At 67.0% G+C, this 22,032-nt stretch carries 21 protein-coding genes and 4 tRNA genes; 16 read left to right on the top strand and 9 right to left on the bottom strand.

Going from position 1 to position 22,032, the window contains the following annotated elements; genetic code table 11:
- The first annotated feature begins 115 nt into the window (after positions 1-115).
- A complete protein-coding gene (locus ACAM49_RS19285) occupies positions 116-694 on the top strand; it encodes a TIGR03086 family metal-binding protein (protein ID WP_369636915.1) in 579 nt (192 codons plus the stop codon).
- Here the strand turns inward: ACAM49_RS19285 and ACAM49_RS19280 are convergent.
- Positions 689-1,330: a TetR/AcrR family transcriptional regulator gene (locus tag ACAM49_RS19280; RefSeq protein WP_369636914.1), complete on the bottom strand. Its 642-nt coding sequence runs from the start codon at positions 1,328-1,330 to the stop codon at positions 689-691. The two genes, ACAM49_RS19285 and ACAM49_RS19280, sit on opposite strands and share 6 nt — an antisense overlap.
- Positions 1,331-1,415: 85 nt before the next feature.
- On the opposite strand from ACAM49_RS19280, the gene ACAM49_RS19275 reads away from it, so the two are divergent.
- The gene (locus ACAM49_RS19275) at positions 1,416-2,450 is read left to right on the top strand and encodes an aldo/keto reductase (RefSeq protein WP_369636913.1); all 1,035 of its coding nucleotides are present in this window, start codon (positions 1,416-1,418) and stop codon (positions 2,448-2,450) included.
- Positions 2,451-2,454: 4 nt separating this feature from the next.
- On the opposite strand, the gene ACAM49_RS19270 is transcribed toward ACAM49_RS19275, so the two are convergent.
- From ACAM49_RS19270 to ACAM49_RS19255, 4 genes are all read right to left on the bottom strand, one after another.
- Positions 2,455-3,495, bottom strand: a complete 1,041-nt coding sequence (locus ACAM49_RS19270; protein ID WP_369636912.1) for an alpha/beta hydrolase — start codon at positions 3,493-3,495, stop codon at positions 2,455-2,457.
- An 82-nt stretch (positions 3,496-3,577) separates the two neighbouring features.
- A complete protein-coding gene (locus tag ACAM49_RS19265; RefSeq protein ID WP_369636911.1) occupies positions 3,578-7,948 on the bottom strand; it encodes a molybdopterin-dependent oxidoreductase in 4,371 nt (1,456 codons plus the stop codon).
- 130 nt (positions 7,949-8,078) lie between these two features.
- Positions 8,079-8,789 (bottom strand): demethylmenaquinone methyltransferase, encoded by a 711-nt coding sequence (locus ACAM49_RS19260; protein ID WP_369636910.1) that lies wholly within the window; start codon positions 8,787-8,789, stop codon positions 8,079-8,081.
- A 9-nt stretch (positions 8,790-8,798) separates the two neighbouring features.
- Positions 8,799-9,266: a DUF3592 domain-containing protein gene (locus ACAM49_RS19255; protein WP_369636909.1), complete on the bottom strand. Its 468-nt coding sequence runs from the start codon at positions 9,264-9,266 to the stop codon at positions 8,799-8,801.
- Positions 9,267-9,356: 90 nt separating this feature from the next.
- Between ACAM49_RS19255 and ACAM49_RS19250 the strand changes: the two genes are divergently transcribed.
- Entirely contained in the window at positions 9,357-9,860 is a 504-nt protein-coding gene (locus ACAM49_RS19250) for a DUF2505 domain-containing protein (protein ID WP_369636908.1), read from the top strand.
- A gap of 50 nt (positions 9,861-9,910) precedes the next feature.
- On the opposite strand, the gene ACAM49_RS19245 is transcribed toward ACAM49_RS19250, so the two are convergent.
- Positions 9,911-10,360 (bottom strand): VOC family protein, encoded by a 450-nt coding sequence (locus ACAM49_RS19245; RefSeq protein ID WP_369636907.1) that lies wholly within the window; start codon positions 10,358-10,360, stop codon positions 9,911-9,913.
- Between the two features lie 200 nt (positions 10,361-10,560).
- Between ACAM49_RS19245 and ACAM49_RS19240 the strand changes: the two genes are divergently transcribed.
- Positions 10,561-12,204, top strand: coding sequence for a cytosine permease (locus tag ACAM49_RS19240; protein ID WP_369636906.1), 1,644 nt, complete (start codon positions 10,561-10,563; stop codon positions 12,202-12,204).
- A 3-nt stretch (positions 12,205-12,207) separates the two neighbouring features.
- On the opposite strand, the gene ACAM49_RS19235 is transcribed toward ACAM49_RS19240, so the two are convergent.
- Positions 12,208-12,627, bottom strand: coding sequence for a helix-turn-helix transcriptional regulator (locus tag ACAM49_RS19235; protein WP_369636905.1), 420 nt, complete (start codon positions 12,625-12,627; stop codon positions 12,208-12,210).
- Entirely contained in the window at positions 12,624-13,898 is a 1,275-nt protein-coding gene (locus tag ACAM49_RS19230) for a geranylgeranyl reductase family protein (protein WP_369636904.1), read from the bottom strand. The genes ACAM49_RS19235 and ACAM49_RS19230 overlap by 4 nt, the downstream gene beginning before the upstream one ends.
- A gap of 179 nt (positions 13,899-14,077) precedes the next feature.
- Here ACAM49_RS19230 and ACAM49_RS19225 point away from each other — a divergent pair, with 179 nt between their 5' ends.
- Together ACAM49_RS19225 and htpX are read left to right on the top strand one after the other, a co-directional pair.
- A complete protein-coding gene (locus ACAM49_RS19225) occupies positions 14,078-15,100 on the top strand; it encodes a polyprenyl synthetase family protein (protein ID WP_369636903.1) in 1,023 nt (340 codons plus the stop codon).
- 102 nt (positions 15,101-15,202) lie between these two features.
- A complete protein-coding gene (gene htpX, locus ACAM49_RS19220; RefSeq protein WP_369636902.1) occupies positions 15,203-16,084 on the top strand; it encodes a zinc metalloprotease HtpX in 882 nt (293 codons plus the stop codon).
- Between the two features lie 78 nt (positions 16,085-16,162).
- Here the strand turns inward: htpX and ACAM49_RS19215 are convergent, their stop codons facing one another.
- Positions 16,163-16,654 carry a YajQ family cyclic di-GMP-binding protein gene (locus ACAM49_RS19215; protein ID WP_369636901.1) on the bottom strand — a complete coding sequence of 164 codons (492 nt, stop codon included), beginning with the start codon at positions 16,652-16,654 and terminating at the stop codon, positions 16,163-16,165.
- Positions 16,655-16,794: 140 nt separating this feature from the next.
- On the opposite strand from ACAM49_RS19215, the gene ACAM49_RS19210 reads away from it, so the two are divergent.
- The 10 genes from ACAM49_RS19210 (at position 16,795) to rplA (ending at position 21,765) form a co-directional block, all read left to right on the top strand.
- Positions 16,795-16,877: transfer RNA gene (locus tag ACAM49_RS19210), tRNA-Tyr, on the top strand.
- A gap of 199 nt (positions 16,878-17,076) precedes the next feature.
- Positions 17,077-17,149: transfer RNA gene (locus ACAM49_RS19205), tRNA-Thr, on the top strand.
- A gap of 80 nt (positions 17,150-17,229) precedes the next feature.
- Positions 17,230-17,302 (top strand) — tRNA-Met (locus tag ACAM49_RS19200).
- A gap of 43 nt (positions 17,303-17,345) precedes the next feature.
- Positions 17,346-17,516, top strand: coding sequence for a 50S ribosomal protein L33 (gene rpmG, locus ACAM49_RS19195; protein ID WP_029925945.1), 171 nt, complete (start codon positions 17,346-17,348; stop codon positions 17,514-17,516).
- A gap of 193 nt (positions 17,517-17,709) precedes the next feature.
- The gene (locus tag ACAM49_RS19190) at positions 17,710-18,753 is read left to right on the top strand and encodes a fused (3R)-hydroxyacyl-ACP dehydratase subunits HadA/HadB (RefSeq protein ID WP_369636931.1); all 1,044 of its coding nucleotides are present in this window, start codon (positions 17,710-17,712) and stop codon (positions 18,751-18,753) included.
- Between the two features lie 181 nt (positions 18,754-18,934).
- Positions 18,935-19,007: transfer RNA gene (locus tag ACAM49_RS19185), tRNA-Trp, on the top strand.
- 6 nt (positions 19,008-19,013) lie between these two features.
- The gene (gene secE / locus ACAM49_RS19180) at positions 19,014-19,427 is read left to right on the top strand and encodes a preprotein translocase subunit SecE (protein WP_369636900.1); all 414 of its coding nucleotides are present in this window, start codon (positions 19,014-19,016) and stop codon (positions 19,425-19,427) included.
- Positions 19,428-19,563: 136 nt separating this feature from the next.
- Positions 19,564-20,364 carry a transcription termination/antitermination protein NusG gene (gene nusG, locus ACAM49_RS19175; RefSeq protein ID WP_369636899.1) on the top strand — a complete coding sequence of 267 codons (801 nt, stop codon included), beginning with the start codon at positions 19,564-19,566 and terminating at the stop codon, positions 20,362-20,364.
- Positions 20,365-20,527: 163 nt separating this feature from the next.
- A complete protein-coding gene (gene rplK / locus ACAM49_RS19170) occupies positions 20,528-20,962 on the top strand; it encodes a 50S ribosomal protein L11 (protein WP_040813474.1) in 435 nt (144 codons plus the stop codon).
- A gap of 92 nt (positions 20,963-21,054) precedes the next feature.
- Complete coding sequence (gene rplA / locus ACAM49_RS19165) at positions 21,055-21,765, top strand: 50S ribosomal protein L1 (protein WP_033088696.1); 711 nt, start codon at positions 21,055-21,057, stop codon at positions 21,763-21,765.
- Positions 21,766-22,032: the final 267 nt, after the last annotated feature.

Below are 22,032 nucleotides of genomic sequence, written 5' to 3'. Positions count from 1 at the left end.
GCTGCAAGCACATTTCGCGGGTGCCGCGATGAATTGCGCGGCCCCGCCCCGTCCTAATCGATGACCGGGCCGCACCGCGGCTTCGGCATGTCTTCGCACCGCACCGGGAGGAACCATGACCACACCCGAGTTCGATCTGGAAGCCGCCGCCGCGGCGGTGGAGGCGGTCGCCGCCGCCGTCACCGACGCCGATCTCGACCGGCCCACACCCGCGTTGCCCACGGTGCGCGACATGCTCGCCCACGTCCTCGGCTTCACCGAGGGCTTCCGGCAGGGTGCGACCAAGGAGGCGATCGGCAGTTCGCAGCCGCCCGCGCCCGCCGCGCTGCCGGGGGATTGGCGCGATCGCATTCCCGCGCAATTGAAGTCGCTGGTGGCGGCGTGGCGCGAACCGCACGCTTGGGAGGGTGAGACCGAGGTGGGCGGGGTGCTCGCGCCCGCCACGCAGATGGCGCTCTTCGCCCTGGACGAACTGGTGGTCCACGGCTGGGACCTGGCCCGCGCGACCGGACAGCCCTACGCCCCGGCCGACCGGGATCTGGCCGTCCTGCTCGGCTTCCTGCGCGACACCCCGCGCGAGGGCATCCCCGGGCTCTTCGGTCCGGTCGTGGAGGTTCCGGCCGAAGCGCCGCTGCTGGATCGGGTGGTCGGCCTCACCGGTCGCGATCCGGCCTGGACCGCGCCCCGATCATGATGCGGCGGTGGTGAATACGCCCTGTTCGGCGGCGAGCGCGGCGGCCTCGGCCGCGGCGGTGATCGCCGCCGCGTCCACCGGGTCGCCGCTGGCCAGCAGGCGGTAGTAGAGCGGGGCCGAGACGGCGGAAAGGACTGCGCGCGCGTCGGTTCCGGGTGGCACCTCGCCGCGGGCGATCGCGGCCTCGACGCAGGGCGACCATTCGGCGAGCCGGGTGGCGTAGAAGGCGCGCAGGGCGGTGGCGGCGGTGTCGTCGCTGGTGGCGGCCGCGATGACGGCGCGGAAGAGGCGGCCCTGGCGGGGATCGGTGAGGGTTTTGCCGACCAGGCGGGCGTTTTCGAGCAGATCGCCGCGCAGCGTGCCGGTATCACTGTGCGGGAGTGAGGTTTCCGCCATCTCGACCAGCAGGTCGGCGACCAGTCCGGCGGGGGTGCGCCAGCGGCGGTAGACGGTGGTCTTGCCGACCTCGGCGCGGGCGGCCACCTCGGCCAGATCGAGGGTGGCGTAACCGCGTTCGGCCAGCAGGTCGCCGGCGGCGCGCAGCACGGCCTCGCGGACGCGGGCGGTGCGGCCGCCGGGGCGGACCGATCCGGGGGAATCGGCCATGCCTTCCCGGGTGCGTGTGTCGGGCGTCATAACGGGTCTCCAGTTCCATTTGCGACGAGGCGAGTGTAGCGTCGACCGTGTTAATGAAACTGTAGTTCCGTTAGGAGTGGTGGTCATGGAATACCGTCGGCTCGGCGCTTCAGGTCTGATGGTTCCGGCCCTGAGTTTCGGCGCGGGCACCTTCGGGGGTCGCGGCGAACTCTTCTCGGCCTGGGGCGATACCGACGCACGGCAGGCCCGCCGCCTGGTGGACATCAGCCTCGACGCGGGCGTCACCCTCTTCGACACCGCCGACGTCTACTCGGACGGGGCCTCGGAAGAGGTGCTGGGCGAGGCCATCCGGGGCCGTCGCGATCGGGTGCTCATCTCGACCAAGTCCACGCTGCCCACCGGCCCCGGCCCGAACGACGCGGGATCCGGTCGCGCCCGGCTGATCTCGTCGGTCGAGGGCGCGCTGCGCCGGCTCGGCACCGACTACCTCGACCTGTTCCAGCTGCACGCCTTCGATGCGGGGACCCCCGTCGAGGAGGTGCTGTCGGCCCTCGACGATCTCGTGCGGTCCGGCAAGATCCGCTATGTCGGCGCGTCCAATTTCGCGGGCTGGCAGCTGATGAAATCCCTTGCCGCCGCGGACAAGCACGGGTTCCCGCGCTATGTCGCGCACCAGGTCTACTACTCGCTGGTCGGCCGCGATTACGAGTGGGAGCTGATGCCGCTCGGCCTGGATCAGGGCGTGGGCGCGGTGGTGTGGAGCCCGCTCGGCTGGGGTCGGCTGACCGGGAAAATCCGTCGCGGCCAACCGCTTCCGGAGACCAGCCGCCTGCACAAGACCGCCGATGCCGGGCCGCCCGTCGACGACGAACGGCTCTACGACATCGTCGACGTGCTCGAGGACATCGCCGCGGAGACCGGCCGCACGGTACCGCAGATCGCGCTGAACTGGCTGCTGCGGCGGCCGACCGTGGCCACCGTCATCGTCGGCGCGCGCAACGAAGAGCAGCTGCGGCAGAACCTCGGTGCGGTCGGCTGGAGTCTGGACGCCGATCAGATCGCCCGCCTGGACAAGGCCAGCGCGGTCACCCCGGCCTATCCCTATTACCCGTACTACCGGCAGGAAGGCTTCGCGCGCGTCAATCCGCCCGTGGTGTAGGCGGTTACGGGTTCGAGTAGAGACCCTGCGCGAGCACCGGCCACGACGCCTTGAGATCGTCCTGCCAGTAACCCCAGATATGGGTTCCGCTGCTGCGGAATTCGAAAGTGGCCGGAATGTTCAGGGATTCGAGGCGCTTCTGCAGAATGATCGTGGACAGTTCCACATTGGCCTCGATGAACGAGCCGAGCGCCACGGTCTGGGTGGTGTCGGCCGGATTCTTCTCCATCCGCCCGCGCGCGCCCGGGACGTCGAACGCGCCGGGAATGCCATTGCCAGTGGAGATGAAAAGGTTGGTGCCGCGCAGTTTCTCGGCATTGAGGGTGGGATCGTTGGCGGCCCAGAGCGGGCCGTTCTCCGGTCCCCACATGTTCTCGACCTTGCCGCCGCCGTAGAGCTCGGTGACCAGTTTGATGGATTCCCGGCCCTGCGGCGTGACGGTCTGGAAGAAGCCGCTGTACACGGCCGCGCTGCGGAACAGCCCGGGATTGAAGATGACCGAATTCAGTACGGGCAGACCGGCCATGGAGATTCCGGCGATGGCGTTCACGCCATTGGCGCCGAGCGCGGCGTCCATCAGCGGCGGCAATTCCTTGCCCAGATAGGTGGACCACTTGTTCACGCCCAGCGATTTGTCGGGCTGGATCCAGTCGGTGTACCAGGTGAACGCGCCGCCGATGGGCTGCACCACATTGACGTTCTTGTCGGCCAGGAAATCCAGTGCGTCGGTGCGCAATTGCCAGGTGGCCGCGTCCACGCCGCCGCCCGCGCCATTGAGCAGGTAGAGGGTGGGGCGGGCCTCGGAGGTGTCGTCGGGGCGCAGCACGTCGACCGGGAAAACCTGGTTCATGGCGGCGGAGAACACCGAGAAGGTGACGGTGTGCTCGTCCTTGGCGGCCACGGTCTTGATGTAGGAGCCGTCCTCGGTCTTCAGATCGGGGAGGGTGACGCCGGGCAGGGTCGGGGCGCTCGGCTCCGCGCCCGCGGGCACGCCGCCGAGGCTCAGGGACGCGGCGGCCAGCACGATGGCTACCGCAGAACGCACGGCGATTCGACTGATCCTGACCGACATGCGTCAGGAATATCATGTTTTCAGATTGCCGGAGGCGGATTCGGACAGTGTCCGATCAATACACGTCCCGCACGTACCGCTTCTCCGCCACCAGCTGCTTCTTGAACGCCAGCGCGCCGTCCTCGCTCAGCTTGCCGTGAATTCGGGCGATCTTGAGCAGGGTGTCGTCCACATCCTTGGCCATCCGCGCGGCATCGCCGCACACGTAGAAGTGCCCGCCCTCGCGCAGCCACGCCCACAGCTCCGCGCCGTGCTCGATCATGCGGTGCTGCACGTAGATCCGCTCCCGCTGATCCCGGGAGAACGCCAGATCCAGCCGGGTCAGGAAGCCGGAGCGGAACATGTCCTCGAGTTCGGCGCGGTAGTAGAAGTTGTCCTTGGCGTGCTGGTCGCCGAAGAACAGCCAGTTGCGGCCGGTGCAGCCGAGGGCGCGGCGCTCCTGCAGGAAACCGCGGAACGGCGCGATCCCGGTGCCCGGGCCCACCATGATCATGGGCGCGGTCGGATCCAGCGGCGGCCGGAAATGCGGCGCCCGGTTCAGGAAGATCGGCACCCGCGCGTCGGCGCGATCGGCCAGGAAGGTCGAGCACACCCCGCCCCGCCGGGCCGCCGACCCGATGCCCGCCGGATCGCCGTAGCGCACCACACTCACGGTCAGCTGCACCTCGTGCGGGCTCACCAGCGGACTCGACGAGATCGAATACTGCCGCGGCTGCAGCCTTTTCAGCGTCCCCAGCCACTCCACCAGGTCGGCGCGCACCGGGAAGTCCCGCAGCACGTCCACCGCCTGCCGATCCCAGAGATACCCGTCCAGCTCGTTGCGATTGTCGCGGCGCAGCAGTTTGGCCAGCCGCTGGCTGCCATTGTGCTCGCTCACGAACGACAGCAGATCCGAACTCACCCGGGTGATGTCGTAATACGTGCGCAGCGCCTCGGTCAGCGTCAGCTCGCCGTCCTCGACATCGATGATCCGCCGCCCGTCCAGCCCCGTGACCTCGAGCCACTCCGCCACCAGCGCAGCACAATTGGCGGGCCGAATCCCCAGCGAATCCCCGACCTCGTAACTGACTTCCAGATTGCTGAGATCGAACCCGAACTGCCGCACCTCTTTCCCGGATCCATCCCGCGAAAGCAATTCATTGCGAGCCAATGTCGCGAGCACGGGCGAATTGCGCGTGAAAGGCGCGGCCACTCGCTCGCGCGCCCGGCCCGGAGCCATGACGGTGGTGCCCCCGACGTCTCCGGATCCACCGGCGACGCTCCGGCCGCCAGGCTTCGGCGCACCGACACGCTGTCTCGGACCGTGATCGCCGCGACCCGGCGGGATATCGCCGGTCCACAGGGCCGGATGGCTGAATGGGCCGCCGGGAGGGAGATCCCAGTCCGTGTTGTCGCTCAGCGCCCCTGGATCATCGGGCGCAGTGTCGCCCGGCGAATTCGGCGAGGCATCGGCGGTGGCGGCGAGGATGTCGGCTACCTCGTCGAACCAGGCCGCGGACAGGTCCTCGTGGTCGGGCTCGCTGTCGACGCGCGGCAGCAGGCGGGTCGCGCCGCGGTTGGCGAAGAGTTCGTCGAGCTTGCGTCCGTGGCCGCAGAAGTCGTCGTAGGAGGAGTCGCCGAGGGCGAAGACCGCGTAGCGCATGCCGGTCAGCCGGATCGCGCTGTCGTTCAGGCGTTCCCAGAAATCCGCGCCATTGTCCGGCGGGCCGCCGTCGCCGAAGGTGCTGGTGATGACCAGGACATCGCCGGTCAGATCGGACAATTCGGCGGAATCCATATCCAGCAGCAGCGGTGTGAATCCGGAATCGAACAGGTAGGTGGTCAGGGCCGCGGCCAGATCCTCGGCGGTGCCGGTCTGCGAGGCCCACAGCACCGTCACCATCCGCGTCGGCGTCGAGACGTCCGCCCCCGCGCCGGCGTCGGCCGCATCTATCCCGGCGCCGGTCGTCGCCGAACTCGGCTGCGCGCCACGGGAGTACATGCCGCCGAGCAGTCCGTCGATCCAGACCCGGCTGCGCTCCGAGATCGGCGCGGTCTCCGGCAGCACCGGAACACCGGTCACCGGAAGGCTGTGCAGCGCCGCCAGATAGCCGCCGAGATAGATGCGCTCGACCTCGCTGAGCGTCGGCGCGACGGCACCCTCCAAACCGAGCATCGCGGCCAGCGGATGAGTGCCGGTGTCCCCGGCGGCCGGAAGGCTCGGAAACACGCCGAAACCCGTCGGCTCGTTCGATTCGTCCGCGCTCAGCACCGCGACCTTGCGCAATCGAACGGCGCAGGCCTTGAATTCGGGTTGCAACGAGATGGGGTCCACGGCGTCGTTGGTGACGGCGTTGATGGTCAGGTATTCGCCCTGCTCGTCGTTCCAGTGGAAGGGAGCGAAGCAGCTGCCGGGCAGGACTCGGTCGCTGATCTGCACCGGCAGCACCGCGCGACCGCGGCGGGAGGCGATCTCGAGCTGGTCCTCCTCCTGCACCTCGAGCGCCGCGGCGTCGTCCGGGTGGATCTCCAGGAACGGCTTGCCATTGAGCTTGTTCAGCTTCGCCACCTTCCCGGTCTTGGTCATGGTGTGCCACTGGTGTTGCAGGCGGCCGGTATTGAGGACGAACGGGTGGTCGTCGTCGGGCATCTCGTCGGGCAGCAGATGCGGGCGCGGGAAGAACCGGGCCTTGCGGCTGGGGGTGGCGAAGGCCAGGCGGGGAGTGTGGCCGTGCTCGTCGGTGTGGACGGTCTGGCTGATGCCGTCGTTGAGGTAGCGGATCGGGTTGCGACGCTGGGCCGGATCGGCGCACGGCCACTGCGCGGGGCCCTCGGCGAGCATTTCGTAGTCGATGCCGCGCAGGTCGTAACCGGTCGCCGGATTGGCGAAACGCCGGATCTCGTCGAAGATCTCGGCACTGGAGGCGTAGTCGAAGCCGGGAAAGCCGAGGGCGGTGGCCAGCTGCGCGATGAGCTGCCAGTCGGGCCGGGCGTCGCCGATCGGGTCGACCGAGCGCCGCAGCAGGGTCAGGTTGCGTTCCGAATTCACCTGCACGCCATCGGCTTCGGCCCACAGCGTGGCGGGCAGCAGCAGATCGGCATAGGCATTGGTGGCGGTGTCGGTGAACACGTCCTGCGCGATCACCAGTTCGGCGGCCTCCAGTCCGGCGATCACGGTGCGCCGATTCGCCATGGAGGCAACGGGATTGCTGCAGATGATCCACGCGGCCTTGATCCGCCCGTCGGCCAGCCCACGGAACATCTCGATGGAGCCCGGCCCGGCCTCGTCGCGAATCGTGCCCGGTTCCAGTCCCCAGACGTCCTCCACGAACGCCCGGTCCTCGGCCGAGAGCAGGCTGCGCTGTCCCGGCAGTCCCGGTCCCATGTAGCCCATTTCGCGCCCGCCCATGGCATTGGGCTGCCCGGTGAGCGAGAGCGGTCCACTGCCGGTGCGGCAGATGGCGCCGGTGGCCAGGTGCAGGTTGATGATGGCGTTGGTCGACCAGGTGCCGTGCGTGGATTGATTGATGCCCATGGTCCACAGCGACATCCACTCGCCCGCGGCCCCGATCCACTCGGCCGCGGTCCGGATATCGGCCTCGGCCAGACCGGTCACCTCGGCGACCAGTTCGGGCCGGTAGCCGGTCAGGAAGTCCGGCATGCCGCCCCAGCCCTCGGTGTGCTCGGCGATGAATTCGGCGTCGATATCGCCGTTCTCGACCAGCAGGTGCAGCAGTCCGTTCAGCAGCGCCAGATCGGTGCCGGGCTTGATCTGGAGGAACAGGTCGGCGCGGGTGGCGGTGTCGGTGCGCCGCGGATCCACCACGATCAGTTTCGCGCCCGCCTTGAGCCGATCGGCCATGCGCAGGAACAGGATCGGGTGGCAGTCGGCCATATTCGCGCCGATCACGAAGAACAGGTCGGCGTGGTCGAGGTCGTCGTAGGAGCCGGGCGGCCCGTCCGCGCCCAGCGACAGCTTGTAGCCGCCGGCCGCGCTGGCCATGCACAGCCGCGAATTGGCCTCCATGTGCACGGTGCGCAGGTGGCCCTTGGCCAGCTTGGTGGCCAGGTATTGGGCCTCCAGCGACATCTGACCGGACACATACAGCGCGATGGCGTCCGGTCCGTTTGTGTCGAGAATCACTCGAAGTCGTTCGGCCGCTTCGTGAATCGCCTCGTCGACGGGCATGGGCACCGGGGGCTGGCCGCGTTCGGGGCGGCGGTAGGCGGTCTCCATGCGGCCGGGCGCGCCCATCATCTCGGCGTGCGTATTGCCCTTGGTGCACAGCCGCCCGGCGTTGGCCGGATGCGCTCTATCGCCCCTGACCTTGGCGATGATGGGCAGCCCGCGCGCATCGGCCGTGGTCTCGACGGTGATTCCGCAGCCCACCCCGCAGTACGAGCACGCGGTCCGGGTGCTTGTCGGGGGAGTGGGCTGATCCGGCATGGTTCCGAGTTAAGCCAGCCCCGGTTGCGGGCGATTTACCGAAAGTTATCGCTAGATGACAATCCAGCTCACACTCGGATTTCTCGACTGTGAGGCCAGGTCAGCGGCCTGCCGTGAGCAATGCCACAGCTCAGAGCTTGTAGGCGCGATGCAGGGCCACGATCCCGCCGGTGAGATTGCGCCACTTCACCGCCGACCAGCCCGCATCCGCGATGCGCAGGGCCAGCTGCGCCTGATTCGGCCAGGCCCGGATGGATTCGGCCAGGTAGACGTAGGCGTCCGGATTGGAGCTCACCGCATTGGCGACCTGCGGGAGCGCCTTCATCAGGTATTCCATGTACACCGTCCGGAACGGCGCGAATGTCGGCGTGGAGAACTCGGCCACCACCAGGCGGCCGCCGGGCTTGGTCACCCGCAGCATCTCCCGCAGCGCCAGATCCGGATCGGAGACATTGCGCAGCCCGTAGGAGATGGTGACCGCGTCGAAGGACTCGTCGGCGAAGGGCAGGGCCATGGCATCGCCCGCCACCATCGGCACATTCCGCCAGCGGCCCGCCGCGAGCATGCCCTGGGAGAAGTCGGCGGCCAGGCACCAGGCGCCCGACTTGGCCATTTCCACCGTCGAAACACCGGTTCCCGCCGCGAGATCGAGGACTCGCTCACCGGGCCGCAGCGCCAGCGCCTTCCGGGTCATCAGCCGCCAATAACGGTCGATGCCTCCGGTCATCACGGTATTGGTGATGTCATACCGCTTGGCGACGCCATCGAACATCGACGCCACATCGCGCGGCTGCTTGTCCAGCTGGGCCCGAAACGATTCCCGCTGCCGTAATTTCGCCACCTTCGCACCTTATCCGGCGCTGCGGGCTCGCGACGATCGTCCCCGCGCGGCGCGCGCCCAGCGCACGATCGCGTTGAACCACAGGGTCGGCGGCGAGCCGAGCAGCCACAGCAGGGGCAGCGCGATGGTCCAGGCGACCACGATGACCGACAGTGCCGGAATGATCGCGACACGCGCATCGCGACCCGCCACCCGCACCAGATCGGGATCGCTGCGCCGATATTCGACATTGATGCGCTCGCCGACGGTCAGCTTGGTCGGATACAGCACGCCGGTCTTCGGATTGTGGGTCTCGCCGTCGGGCGTCACGAAGATGACCGCGGACCGCAGCGTGCCCGCCGAGAGCACTTCGGCGCTGGTCACGCCCTTGTCGGAGTTGATCAGACTATCGTCGCGCCAAGCCGCCAGCACCAGCAGCACGGCCAGCACGCTGAAGACCGACGCGGTGATGACGACCCCTATCCGGGCCCGCCGCAACCGAACAGTCCGTCGCTGTTCAGCGCTATGAGACTGGCTAGTTTCCGACACTTCAGCAGGCTATTCCATCCCTGAGCTACGGTCTTCGCCATGTCCCGAAAATTCAGCTTCACCGTGCAGTACAGCGTTCCGGTCGAAGATCTTCACCGGGCACTCACCAATGACGAGATGTGGCAGGCACGCTTCGAAGGAGCGTCCACCGCCACGCTGGAGCTCACCCACCCGGACGGCCCCGGCACCATTCGCATCCATATGACCGAAAAAGCACCCGAAGACCAGATTCCCGGCATCGTCAAGAAGGTGCTCAAGAGCGATCTCATGCTCGAGCGCACCGACACCTGGGGCCCGCTCGCCGACGGCGTCGCCAAGGGCGCCTTCACCGGCCGCTCCGGCGGCATCACCACCGAGATGGCGGGCGAGTTCGAATTGCGGCCCACCGCAGAGGGTTCCGAGATCGAGGTCACCGGCACCGTCGACGTGAAGGTCCCGCTGGTGGGCGGGGCCATCGAGCCGCTGGTCGAGAACCTGCTCAAGAAGGTCATGAACAGCGAGCGCAAGTCCGTCGAGACCTGGTTCGCCGCACAGAACGCCTGATTCCGGTTCAACCGTGGATGCGGGGGTGGTCCCGCATCCACGGGCCGGGCTCACTCCGGCCCGAACTGCGCGGTGGCCGGATCGAATTCGCGCGGTTCCATCAGCACGAGCCAGTTGCCGGAGTTGTCGCGGATGATTGCTTCCACGCCGTAGGGGCGCTCCGACGGCGGCTGCACGAACTCCACGCCCTTGGCGGTGAGCTCCTCGAAGGTCTTCTGGCAGTTCTCGGTTCGCAGCCCCAGCGCGCCGTGCGTGCCGTTCTTCATGGACCGGCGGATGGCCTCGGCGAGATTGTCGTCCAGCGGGGGACCCGGAATCATCAGCGTGACCTCGAGTTCCGGATGATTCGGATGCGTCACGGTCACCCAGCGGAAACCGTTGTCGCCCATGGTCACATCGCTGGACTCCACGAAACCCAGCTTCTCGGTGTACCACTGCTTGGCGGCGCTCTGATCGGTCACGTACACGGTCACTAGCGAGACATTGGTGATGGTCGTCATGCATAAAAGGCTATTGACCAGCAGGCCCCCCGGGCTTCTCCAGAATTGCGCGATTCTCGCCGATAGCTCAGTTCACACACTCGGAACCTCGGTGAGCCTGACGTAACAGCCGCGCAACGACTCGGAAAGCCAAGATCAACATTCGCTGACCACCCTCGAAACCGGAACAAGCTCGTGACAAGCCAGAACGAGGAGTGCCGGTGGTTCAGGTCGAAACACCCGCGGCCAATGCGGTCGCAGCGTCGAAAGAGACGCTGGAGGATTACACGCTGCGGTTCGCGCCGCGCAGCTACCGCAAATGGAGTCCGGCGGTGGTCGGCGTCTCCGCGCTGGGCGGCATCGCCTACCTGGCCGACTTCTCCATCGGCGCCAACATCGGCATCGCCAACGGCACCGGCAACGCGCTGCTGGGCATCGGCATCTTCGCCATCGTCGTCATGCTGACCGGCTTCCCGCTGGCCTACTACGCCGCGCGCTACAACATCGACCTGGACCTGATCACCCGCGGCAGCGGCTTCGGGTACTACGGGTCGGTGGTCACGAACATCGTGTTCGCCTCGTTCACCTTCATCTTCTTCGCGCTCGAGGGCTCGATCATGGCGCAGGGCCTGAAACTGGGCCTGCACGTGCCGCTTCCGCTCGGCTACCTGGTGTCCACGGTGATGATCTTCCCGCTGGTCATCTACGGCATGAACACCCTGGCCAAGCTGCAGGTGTGGACCACCCCGCTGTGGCTGATCCTGATGGTGCTGCCGTTCGGCTTCCTGCTGGTGCGGCACCCGGATTCGGTCGGCACCTTCCTGTCCTACGGCGGCCAGGACGGCAAGGGCGTGAGCCTGTCGGGCGCGCTGCTCGCCGCGGGCGTCTGCCTCTCGCTCATCGCCCAGATCGCCGAGCAGATCGACTACCTGCGCTTCATGCCGCCCCGGACGCCGGAGAACGCCCGCAAGTGGTGGGGCTGGATGCTGCTGGCCGGACCCGGCTGGGTGCTGTTCGGCGCCATCAAGCAGGTCGTCGGCCTGTTCCTGGCGGTCTACCTGATCGCCAACCTGCCCGGCGCGCAGGACATCGCCAATCAGCCGGTGCACCAGTTCCTCGAGATCTACCGCGACATGATGCCGTCCTGGCTGGCCATGACCCTGGCCGTGGCGCTGGTGGTCATCAGCCAGATCAAAATCAATGTGACCAACGCGTATTCGGGTTCGCTGGCGTGGACCAACTCCTTCACCCGCGTCACCAAGACCTACCCGGGCCGCATCGTGTTCCTCGGCCTGAACCTGGCCATCGCGCTGATCCTGATGGAAGCCAACATGTTCGACTTCCTCAACAACATCCTCGGCTTCTACGCCAACTGCGGCATCGCCTGGATCGTCACCGTCGCAACGGATATCGCGATCAACAAGTACGTGCTGAAGATCTCGCCCAAGCGGCCGGAATTCCGCCGCGGCATGCTCTACGACTTCAACCCGGTCGGCCTGGTCGGCTTCGGCCTGTCCGCGGTGCTGTCGATCATGACCTTCTTCGGGATCTTCGGCGAGACCCTGAAGCCGTACTCACCCATTGTGGCCGTGGTGGTTTCGTTCCTGGCGACCCCGCTCACCGCCATCCTCACCAAGGGCAAGTACTACCTGCGCCGCGACCACGACGGCATCGACCTGCCGCTGGACGACGAGCACGGCAACCCCTCGGGCGAGACCCTCACCTGCGTGGTCACCGGCATGGAGTTCGAGCGTCCGGACATGATCGCCTCCGCGGTCCCGGGACCCGAGGGCGAGATCCAATACATCAGCTCGCTGGCGCTCTCGACGGACAAGACCGGCATCCACGTGCTGCCCGCCGAATAGCCGCTACAGCAGCGGTTTCCGATCCGAGAGACCGTGCATGAAGACGTAGCAACCCGGGATGTGGGGTGCGCCCTCGGCCGCGAACTTCGCTTGATACTCCGAGGGCGACATCCCCACCAGTTCGGTGAACTTCCGACTGAACGATCCGAGGCTCGAATAGCCGACCAGCATGCAGGCCTCGGTCACCGTCACGTTGGTGGCGCGCAAGAGATCCTGCGCCCGCTCGATCCGCCGCTCGGCGAGATACAGAGCGGGCGTCTTGCCGTAGGTCGCGGCGAAACACCGCAGGAAGTGATACTTCGACACCCCCGCGGCCGCCGCCAGACTGTCCAGATCCAGCGGCTCCGCGTAGTTCCGGTCGGCCAGATCCCGCGCTCGCCGCAGATGCGGCAGCAGCTCCTCGGGAACCGGCCGGGCGGTCATGAGAACGGCTGGATCTTGTCGAACCGCAGGGAGGCCCGGCCCGCGCCCCGCCACAGCCGGGCGGTCACGTCCAGGTCCTCGTCGGTGACCAGATTGCCCATCACCCGGACGGCGGTGCGCTGCAACAGCTTCGACCGCATCATGGGCGGCCCGCCCAGCGGCACCGTGCGCGGATGGGTGGCCAGCCCCGCCAGCCGCCGCGCCACCGAATAGGTGCGGCCGTAGCGTTCCTTCAGCATCCGCGGCCAGATGTGGGTCAGATCCGGCTCGTCCAGGATCCCGGCGAGCATGTGCCCGCCCTCCAGGCCGTAGTCGATGCCCTCGCCATTGAGCGGGTTCACGCAGCCCGCCGCATCCCCGACCAGCGCCCAGTTGCGTCCGGCCAGATTCGACACCGCGCCGCCCATGGGCAGCAGCGCCGAGGCCACCGCCCGCGCCTCGCCCTCGAAACCCCACTCCGCGCGGCGCTGCGAGACATAGTGCTGCAGTAGCGGTTTCAGCGCGATGTGCGAGGGCCGCTTCTCGGTGGCCAGCGAACCGACGCCGATATTGACCTCGCCATTGCCCAGCGGGAACACCCAGCCGTAGCCCGGAATCAATTCACCGTCGGCGTCCCGCAATTCGAGATGCGAGGTGATCCACTCGTCGTCGCTGCGCTCGGACTTGATGTAGGCGCGCGCCGCGGTCCCGTACGCGTACTGCCGATGCCAGGTGCGGCCCAGCATCTTTCCCACGGGCGAGCGCACCCCGTCGGCCACGATCAGCGTCTTACACGACACCGCCCGCAGCCCGCCGTCGGTCTTGACGGTCACCCCGGTGACCCGGTCGCCCTCGCGGGCCACCTCGACCACCTTGGCCCCGTCCACCATCCGCGCCCCCGACTTCACCGCGGTCTCGCGCAGCTTGTCGTCGAGTTCGGTTCGCGGAACGGCACTTCCGTAGGCCGGGAACGACCCGTCGGGCCAGGGCAGCAGCGCCTCGCGGCCGAACCCGGCCATCCGCAGACCGCGATTGACCGTGTGCGTCCGCACCCAGTCACCCAGCCCGAGATGCTCCAGTTCCGCGGTGGCGCGCGGGGTCAGGCCGTCGCCGCAGGTCTTGTCGCGCGGGAACACCGCGGAGTCCGTCAGCAGCACATCGCGTCCCGCGCGCGCCGCCCACGCGGCCGCGGCCGAACCGGCAGGTCCGGCCCCGACTACCAGCACATCGGCGTGCGCAGGCAGAACATCCGACGATTTCCCCTGCTCGGGCGCGACTTCCGGTGAACCCATGCGCTCAATACTTGCAGCACATCACCGACGGCGCATATTTGCCCCGGCTTCCGCGTCACGCCGTTTCAATTCACATAGCGAGTGTTTCGTGCGTCGCACTACGGTGGTGTCCATAGGGGGTGATCGGTCCACACGCTAGGTTCTTTGGCGTGGGGTCGGACGCGGCACTGGGAGAAGAAATGAGCGCATCAGCTGTGAGCGATGAGAGCACCGTGGTCGCGGGGGTGGATCTGGGTGATCCCGAGCTCGCTGCCACTGTGCGCAAGGGCCTGATCGAAGTCGAGGACCTGCTCATCACCGAGCTGTCCGACGGCGAGGAGTTCCTGCAGGAGGCGGCGCTGCACCTGGCCAAGGCCGGCGGCAAGCGGTTCCGCCCGCTGTTCACCATCCTCACCGGCCAGCTCGGCCCCGACCCGACCAGCCCCGACCTGGTCACCGCCGGCACGGTCGTGGAACTCGTGCACCTGGCCACCCTCTACCACGACGACGTCATGGACGAGGCCTCCATGCGCCGCGGCGCACCCAGCGTGAACTCGCGCTGGGGCAACAGCGTCGCCATCCTGGCCGGCGACTACCTGTTCGCGCACGCCTCCCGGCTGGTCTCCACCCTCGGCCCCGACGCGGTCCGCATCATCGCCGAGACCTTCGCCGAGCTGGTCACCGGCCAGATGCGCGAGACCATCGGCGCCCGGCAGTCCCAGGATCCCGTCGAGCACTACCTGCGCGTGGTGTGGGAGAAGACCGGCTCGCTGATCGCCGCCGCGGGCCGCTTCGGCGGCACCTTCTCCGGCGCGGGCACCGACCACGTCGAGCGGCTGGCCCGCCTCGGCGACGCCGTGGGCACCGCCTTCCAGATCGCCGACGACATCATCGACATCTCCTCGGTCTCCGAGCAGTCCGGCAAGACCCCCGGCACCGACCTGCGCGAGGGCGTCCACACCCTGCCCGTCCTCTACGCCCTGCGCGACGAGGGCGCCGAGGGCGACCGCCTGCGCAAACTGCTGGCCCAGCCGCTGCAGTCCGACGCCGAGGTGGAAGAGGCCCTCTACCTGCTGTCCCGCTCCCGCGGCCTGGTCCTGGCCAAGGAGAAGCTGCACGGCTACGCCGACATCGCCCACGCCGAACTCTCCGCCCTCCCCGCCGGCCCCGCCAACGAGGCCCTCGAACACCTGGTCCGCTACACCATCGAACGCGTCGGCTGACGGTCCGCGCGCGGCGGCCGAAGGTCACGGAGGAACTCCGCCGTGACCTCTATCGTTGACCTGGTGTAACTCAGCGATGAGGGGACGTCGGAAGGAGACCGTATGCATGGGCACGGGTATGCGAACGGGTTGAAGACGTTCGGCCTCTTGGTCGGGATGTCCGCGCTGATCGTGTTCGCCGGGGCCATGTTCCGGAGCCCGATGATCCTGGGCTTCTCGATCCTGCTGGCCGTGGGCATGAACGCGTACGCGTACTTCAACAGCGACAAGCTGGCGCTCAAGGCCATGCACGCACAGCCGGTGACCGAGCTGGAAGCCCCGGCCATGTACCGGATCGTGCGCGAGTTGGCCACGGCCGCACGGCAACCCATGCCGCGGCTCTACATCAGCCCCACCAATGCCCCCAATGCCTTTGCCACCGGCCGCAATCCGCGCAACGCCGCGGTCTGCTGCACCACCGGCATCCTGCAGATCCTCGACGAACGGGAACTGCGCGCCGTGCTGGGCCACGAACTCTCGCACGTCTACAACCGCGACATCCTGATCTCGTCGGTCGCGGGCGCGCTCGCCGCCGTCATCTCGGGCCTGGCGAACCTCGCCTTCTTCGCCGGCATCTTCGGCGGCAACCGCGACGGCGAAGGCCCGAATGTCATTGGCATCCTGCTGGTTTCGCTGCTCGGCCCGATCGCGGCCTCGCTCATCAAGCTGGCCGTCTCCCGCTCCCGCGAATACCAGGCCGACCAGGACGGCGCGGAACTCACCGGCGACCCCCTCGCCCTCGCCTCGGCCCTGCGCAAGCTGGAACGCGGCACCCAGGCCGCCCCGCTACCCCCGGAGCCGCAACTGACGGCTCAATCGCACCTGATGATCGCCAACCCGTTCCGCAACGGCGACCGCATGGCGCGCTGGTTCTCCACCCACCCGCCCATGGAAGACCGGATCGCCCGGCTGGAAGAGATGGCGGGCGGCCCCCGCCGCTACTGAAATGGGGGTCCGGGGGCTGGGCCCCCGGTTTCCCCTTTCTCGGGGGTGTGGGGGCGTAGCCCCCACCGTCCACCGCTGCTAGCGGTAATTCACGAACTGCAGGGCGATGTCGAAGTCGCTGTTCTTGAGCAGCGAGATGACCGACTGCAGGTCGTCGCGGCTCTTGGAGCTGACCCGCAGCTCCTCGCCCTGAATCTGCGCCTTCACGCTCTTGGGGCCCTCGTCGCGGATCTTCTTGGCGATCTTCTTGGCGTTCTCGGTGGTGATCCCCTGCACCAGGGTGCCTGTGATCTTGTACACCTTTCCGGAGGCCTGCGGATCGCCGGCGTCGAACGCCTTGAGCGAGATGTCGCGGCGAATCAGCTTCTCCTTGAACACATCCAGCGCCGCCTTCACGCGATCCTCGGACTCCGCGCTGAGGATGATCTTCTCCTCGCCGGACCATTCGATGCTCGCGCCGGTGCCGCGGAAGTCGTAGCGCTGGCTCAGCTCCTTGGCGGCCTGGTTGAGCGCGTTGTCCACCTCCTGGCGATCGATCTTGCTCACCACATCGAACGACGAATCGGCCACGCTTGTGCTCCTTGTCCGAGATCGGAAAATTGGGGTGTCGAACGCCGACGCTAGTCCCTGCGGCGTGGCGATATCCAGCCGGTTTGCATTGCGGGCGGGGGTTGGATGTATTCTCGTCACCGCGCCGCAAGGCGTGACCCGGCAGATTGCCCGAGCGGCCAATGGGAGCGGACTGTAAATCCGTCGGCGAAAGCCTACGTAGGTTCGAATCCTACATCTGCCACCGAAGAACCCCGTGGACCGAAGTCCGCGGGGTTCTTTGTATTTCAGGCTGTGTCACCCCGCGCCGGGCTCGTCCCGCCTACCCCCTCCGATCCGCGCCAAAACATGCTCTGACCACAGGATTTGGAACTGCGGCGGGGGAGTGTGTAATCTCGTTCAAGTCGTCAGCGCCCCGGCCTGGTCCGGAGCAAGACAGACACGCCCCCTTAGCTCAGTCGGCAGAGCGTTTCCATGGTAAGGAAAAGGTCAACGGTTCGATTCCGTTAGGGGGCTCGCCGGATTGCCGGTGGTGACCGACTCGGCTTCTCCTCGCAGGACCGGGACCTTCCCGCCGTCAAGTACCGACAACAGATGGCGGTGTAGCTCAGTCGGTAGAGCAAACGACTCATAATCGTTGTGTCGCCGGTTCAAGTCCGGCCATCGCTACATACTGATATCCCAATCAGGCTGACCGGAAAGAAGGCAAATCGTGGCCGCGAAGTCCACTGATATCCGGCCAAAGATCACCTTGGCCTGCGAGCAGTGCAAGCACCGCAACTACATCACCAAGAAGAACCGGCGTAACGACCCGGACCGCCTCGAGCTGAAGAAGTTCTGCCCGAACTGCGGTACCCACCGGGCGCACCGCGAGTCTCGCTAACTTAACCCCGCGCGTTCTACCGCGTGGAAGCAGTGCCGGATCGGCAAGTCACTCGTCTCTTGAAAAGGGACATTGGCTCCGGTCCGGCACTTGGTGTATATAGCGGTGGTTCAGCGCTCTCGCCCGATCCTGATGAGGGATCAGATAGGGACTTCCTGCCGTGACGATCAACACCGAGATCCCCGAGGCCGACATGGTCGATTCCACTGAGCTTTTCGACCCCGCCGCGCACGCCGCCGCGATGGTCGGCCATCACTACCGCGTCGACGACTACTACGAGGTCGGCCGCGAGAAGGTGCGTGAGTACGCCCGCGCCGTGCAGGATTACCACCCGGTGCACTGGGACGAGGACGTCGCGCAGAGCTACGGCCACGACGGTCTGCTGGCCCCGCTCACCTTCATCTCCCTGGTCGGAATCCTGGCCCAGCGCAAGCTCTTCGAGCAGATCGTCACCGGCTACGACCTGAGCCAGATCATGCAGACCGATCAGATCCTGGAGTTCCACCGGCCCATCAAGGCCGGCGACCAGCTGTCCTGCATCGTCTACCTGCACTCGTTCCGGCAGGCCTTCGGCGGCGACATCATCGTCACCCGCAATGACGTGGTGGCCCAGAACGACGAGCTGGTGCTCACCACCTACACCACCCTGATCGGCCGCAGCGGCGGTGACATCGATCCCAATATCGGTGACGCCGTGCGCAATGTGCTCATGCACGGGGTCGGCCCGGACGCCGCCGCCGACAAGCCCGTCGAGGTCGAGACGCCCGAGCAGGGCGTGGCGGTCGTCCCGACCGGCCGCGTCACGGCCAGCGCGTACACCCGGCGCTTCGAGGACATCGCGGCCGGCGACGAACTGCCCCCGCGCACGGTGCAACTCACCCGCGGCGATCTGGTGAACTACGCCGGCGTCTCCGGCGACGCCAATCCGATCCACTGGAGCGACGATGTCGTGAAGCTGGTCGGCCTGGAAAACGTTGTGGCGCACGGCATGCTGACCATGGGCCTGGGCGGCGGCTTCGTCACCTCGTGGCTGGGCGACCCGGGTGCGGTCAAGGAGTACAACGTGCGCTTCACCAGCCCCGTGTACGTCCCGGTCGACCGCCCGGCGGAGATCGAATACACCGGCAAGGTGAAGTCCGTGGACCCCGAGACCCGCACCGCCGTCATCGCCATCGTGGCCAAGTCGGAGGGCCGCAAGATCTTCGGCCGCGCCACCGCAACCGTCCAGCTGTCCTGACAATCGACCCGAGGTACGTCGCGACACCCCGATTGGCGATCGCCACGCGGGGTAACGTACACTCGGGAATCTGGGGTCACCAGCCGATGCGCGCTGCTCCGAGGAGCGGCGCGTATGTTGTGTGAAAACCCGTGTACAACTGAATAAGTAACAGTGGCTGGACCCAACCCCGTCCAGCCGAAGGGGCGTAGCTCAACTGGCAGAGCAGCGGTCTCCAAAACCGCAGGTTGCAGGTTCAAGTCCTGTCGCCCCTGCCCTGGATGCCGACGTTAGAGAGGATCGACGTGAGCGACGACGAGCGGGACCTTCGCCACGAAGATGGCGATGACACCGCCGCGGCGGCTCGACCGAGCGGCAAGCGGTCCGCCCGGCGCTCACGCGGTGCGTCATCGAGTGCGACCGCGACGATCGATCGTCCGTCGGCTACGAAGGCAACCCCCAAGCAGTCCGGCAAAGCCAAGAAGGCCGGAAAAGACGGTCGGGCCAATCCGTTCGTGAGCCTGTGGACGTTCCTCAAGCAAGTTGTTGCGGAACTTCGCAAGGTCATCTGGCCCAACCGCAAGCAGATGGTCACCTATACGAGCGTTGTCCTGGTGTTCGTGATCTTCGTGATCGCCTACATCAGCGGGTTGGATGTGGCGTTCATCAAGGGTGTCAACTGGCTCTTCGGCTAGGCGGCACGATGACCGCCTCTGACCGTCGCGGCCGGTGACCGGCCCCCGTGCAGAGGCGGGGGAGCGGGACCATCCGCCGGGCGTAATGCCCCGGCGCGCAGAGGATTACGTGACGACCAAGAAAGCGAGTGCCCCAGTGAGCACCCCGGAGAACGGCACAACCGAGGAATTCCCGGTGGATGACGTGGTGATCGACGAGACCGCCGCGGACGTCGAGGACGCTGAGGGCTTCACCGCCGACGAATTCGCCGCCGACGCGGAAGAGTCCGAGCCCGCCCGCCCCGCGGCCGACATCTCCGACGAGCCGGCCGATCCGGTCGCCGAGATGACCGCCGCGCTGCGCCGCGCGCCCGGTGACTGGTACGTCGTGCACTCCTACGCCGGCTACGAGAACAAGGTGAAGACCAATCTCGAGACCCGCGTGCAGAACCTCGGTCTCGAGGAGTACATCTTCCAGGTCGAGGTCCCGACCGAAGAGGTCACCGAGATCAAGAACGGCCAGAAGAAGAACGTCAACCGCAAGGTGCTGCCGGGCTACATCCTGGTCCGCATGGAGCTGAACGACGAGTCCTGGGGCGCCGTGCGCAACACCCCCGGTGTGACCGGATTCGTCGGCGCCACCTCGCGTCCGTCGCCGCTCACCATTCCCGAAGTGGTGAAGTTCCTGGTCCCGGCCGCGCAGCAGAAGAAGGCCGCCCCGGCCGCCGCCGCTGCCGCGACCGCCACCACCTCCGGCGACACCTCGATCGTGAAGCCGGTCATCGAGGTCGACTTCGAGGTCGGCGAGTCGGTCACCGTCATGGACGGCCCCTTCGCCACCCTCCCGGCCAGCATCTCCGAGGTCAACGCCGAGCAGCAGAAGCTCAAGGTGCTGGTCTCGATCTTCGGCCGCGAGACTCCGGTCGAGCTGGCCTTCACGCAGGTCGCCAAGATTTAAGCGCGTGGAGGCGGTGGCCCGGGTTTCCCCGGTGTCACCGCCTTTTTCGCGTTCACGTAGACTTGCCGGGTTGTGCCTTGGGCCGAAGCTTGACATTGCCCAAAGCGCAAATCCCGGAAAAGGCTTACGGGTGATCCGTAAGAAACCTAACCAAGGAAGAAAGATGCCCCCGAAGAAGAAGAAGGTCTCTGGGCTTATCAAGCTCCAGATCCAGGCCGGTGCCGCTAACCCGGCCCCGCCGGTCGGCCCCGCGCTGGGTCAGCACGGCGTCAACATCATGGAGTTCTGCAAGGCGTACAACGCGGCGACCGAGTCGCAGCGTGGCAACGTCATCCCGGTCGAGATCACGGTCTACGAGGACCGCTCGTTCGACTTCAAGCTGAAGACGCCGCCTGCCGCGCGTCTGCTGCTGAAGGCCGCCGGTGTGCAGAAGGGCTCCGCCGAGCCGCACCGCACCAAGGTCGCGCAGGTCACCATGGATCAGATCCGTGAGATCGCCAAGACCAAGCAGGAAGACCTCAACGCCAACGACATCGACGCCGCGGCGAAGATCATCGCTGGTACCGCCCGCTCGATGGGTATCACCATCGCGGAGTAGAGCTTGCTGTATCGCTGAAAGGCGATGCGGAGCTCGCGTGGGAGGGACCGCCTGTCCCGCACCACTTCTGACTTAGACAAGGACAGACAAAAATGGCAAAACGAAGCAAGGCTTATCTCGAGGCGGCCGCCAAGGTCGACCGCGCCGCGCTGTACTCCCCGCTGAGCGCCGTGCGCCTGGCGAAGGAGACCGCGACCACCAAGACCGACGCCACCGTCGAGGTCGCCGTCCGTCTGGGCGTCGATCCCCGCAAGGCCGACCAGATGGTCCGCGGCACCGTCAACCTGCCGCACGGCACCGGTAAGACCGCCCGCGTCATCGTGTTCGCCGTCGGCGACAAGGCCGCCGAGGCCGAGGCCGCCGGTGCCGACGCCGTGGGCGCCGAGGACCTGATCGAGCGCATCCAGGGCGGCTGGCTGGACTTCGACGCCGCGATCGCCACCCCGGACCAGATGGCCAAGGTCGGTCGTATCGCGCGTGTCCTGGGCCCGCGTGGTCTGATGCCGAACCCCAAGACCGGCACCGTCACCCCCGACGTGACCAAGGCCGTTCAGGACATCAAGGGCGGCAAGATCAACTTCCGCGTCGACAAGCAGGCCAACCTGCACTTCGTGATCGGCAAGGCTTCCTTCGACGAGAAGAAGCTGGCCGAGAACTACGGCGCCGCGCTCGACGAGATCCTGCGTGTCAAGCCCTCCACCGCGAAGGGCCGCTACGTCAAGAAGGTGACGTTCTCCACGAACACCGGACCGGGCATCCCGGTGGATCCGAACCGCACCCGCAACTTCGCCGAGGAAGACTGATTCCTCGGCGCGGTAACGCGTAGCAACGCATGAAGCCCGAAGGGCCGGTACGAAATTCGTACCGGCCCTTCGCTTTTGCGTGGAACGGTCAGGGCAGCAAGCCGGCGCTGCCGCTGTAGAGGCCCATCATGAATTTGCACAGCGGGCCCGGGTCGTAGTTCGGGTCGGTGGAGTCGTTGAAGCAGACCGGGAAGGCCAGGAAGGCCAGCGGTAAGGCCAGGACCTTGGAGGATCCCGAGGAGGATCCGGACTGGGCGCCGGGGGTGG

It is taken from the genome of Nocardia sp. JMUB6875 (assembly GCF_041154655.1).
Lineage (GTDB): Bacteria > Actinomycetota > Actinomycetes > Mycobacteriales > Mycobacteriaceae > Nocardia.
Note: the sequence above shows the minus strand (reverse complement) of the source record. Positions and strands in the feature narration are given on the sequence as shown.

What these genes read in the sequence shown, in the direction of transcription:
- ACAM49_RS19285 (WP_369636915.1), top strand. Translation starts at nt 116, where the DNA reads ATGACCACACCCGAGTTCGATCTGGAAGCCGCCGCCGCGGCGGTGGAG.
- ACAM49_RS19280 (WP_369636914.1), bottom strand. Translation starts at nt 1,330, where the DNA reads ATGACGCCCGACACACGCACCCGGGAAGGCATGGCCGATTCCCCCGGA.
- ACAM49_RS19275 (WP_369636913.1), top strand. Translation starts at nt 1,416, where the DNA reads ATGGAATACCGTCGGCTCGGCGCTTCAGGTCTGATGGTTCCGGCCCTG.
- ACAM49_RS19265 (WP_369636911.1), bottom strand. Translation starts at nt 7,948, where the DNA reads ATGCCGGATCAGCCCACTCCCCCGACAAGCACCCGGACCGCGTGCTCG.
- ACAM49_RS19250 (WP_369636908.1), top strand. Translation starts at nt 9,357, where the DNA reads ATGTCCCGAAAATTCAGCTTCACCGTGCAGTACAGCGTTCCGGTCGAA.
- ACAM49_RS19245 (WP_369636907.1), bottom strand. Translation starts at nt 10,360, where the DNA reads ATGACGACCATCACCAATGTCTCGCTAGTGACCGTGTACGTGACCGAT.
- ACAM49_RS19235 (WP_369636905.1), bottom strand. Translation starts at nt 12,627, where the DNA reads ATGACCGCCCGGCCGGTTCCCGAGGAGCTGCTGCCGCATCTGCGGCGA.
- ACAM49_RS19230 (WP_369636904.1), bottom strand. Translation starts at nt 13,898, where the DNA reads ATGGGTTCACCGGAAGTCGCGCCCGAGCAGGGGAAATCGTCGGATGTT.
- ACAM49_RS19225 (WP_369636903.1), top strand. Translation starts at nt 14,078, where the DNA reads ATGAGCGCATCAGCTGTGAGCGATGAGAGCACCGTGGTCGCGGGGGTG.
- htpX (WP_369636902.1), top strand. Translation starts at nt 15,203, where the DNA reads ATGCATGGGCACGGGTATGCGAACGGGTTGAAGACGTTCGGCCTCTTG.
- ACAM49_RS19190 (WP_369636931.1), top strand. Translation starts at nt 17,710, where the DNA reads ATGGTCGATTCCACTGAGCTTTTCGACCCCGCCGCGCACGCCGCCGCG.
- secE (WP_369636900.1), top strand. Translation starts at nt 19,014, where the DNA reads ATGCCGACGTTAGAGAGGATCGACGTGAGCGACGACGAGCGGGACCTT.
- rplK (WP_040813474.1), top strand. Translation starts at nt 20,528, where the DNA reads ATGCCCCCGAAGAAGAAGAAGGTCTCTGGGCTTATCAAGCTCCAGATC.
- rplA (WP_033088696.1), top strand. Translation starts at nt 21,055, where the DNA reads ATGGCAAAACGAAGCAAGGCTTATCTCGAGGCGGCCGCCAAGGTCGAC.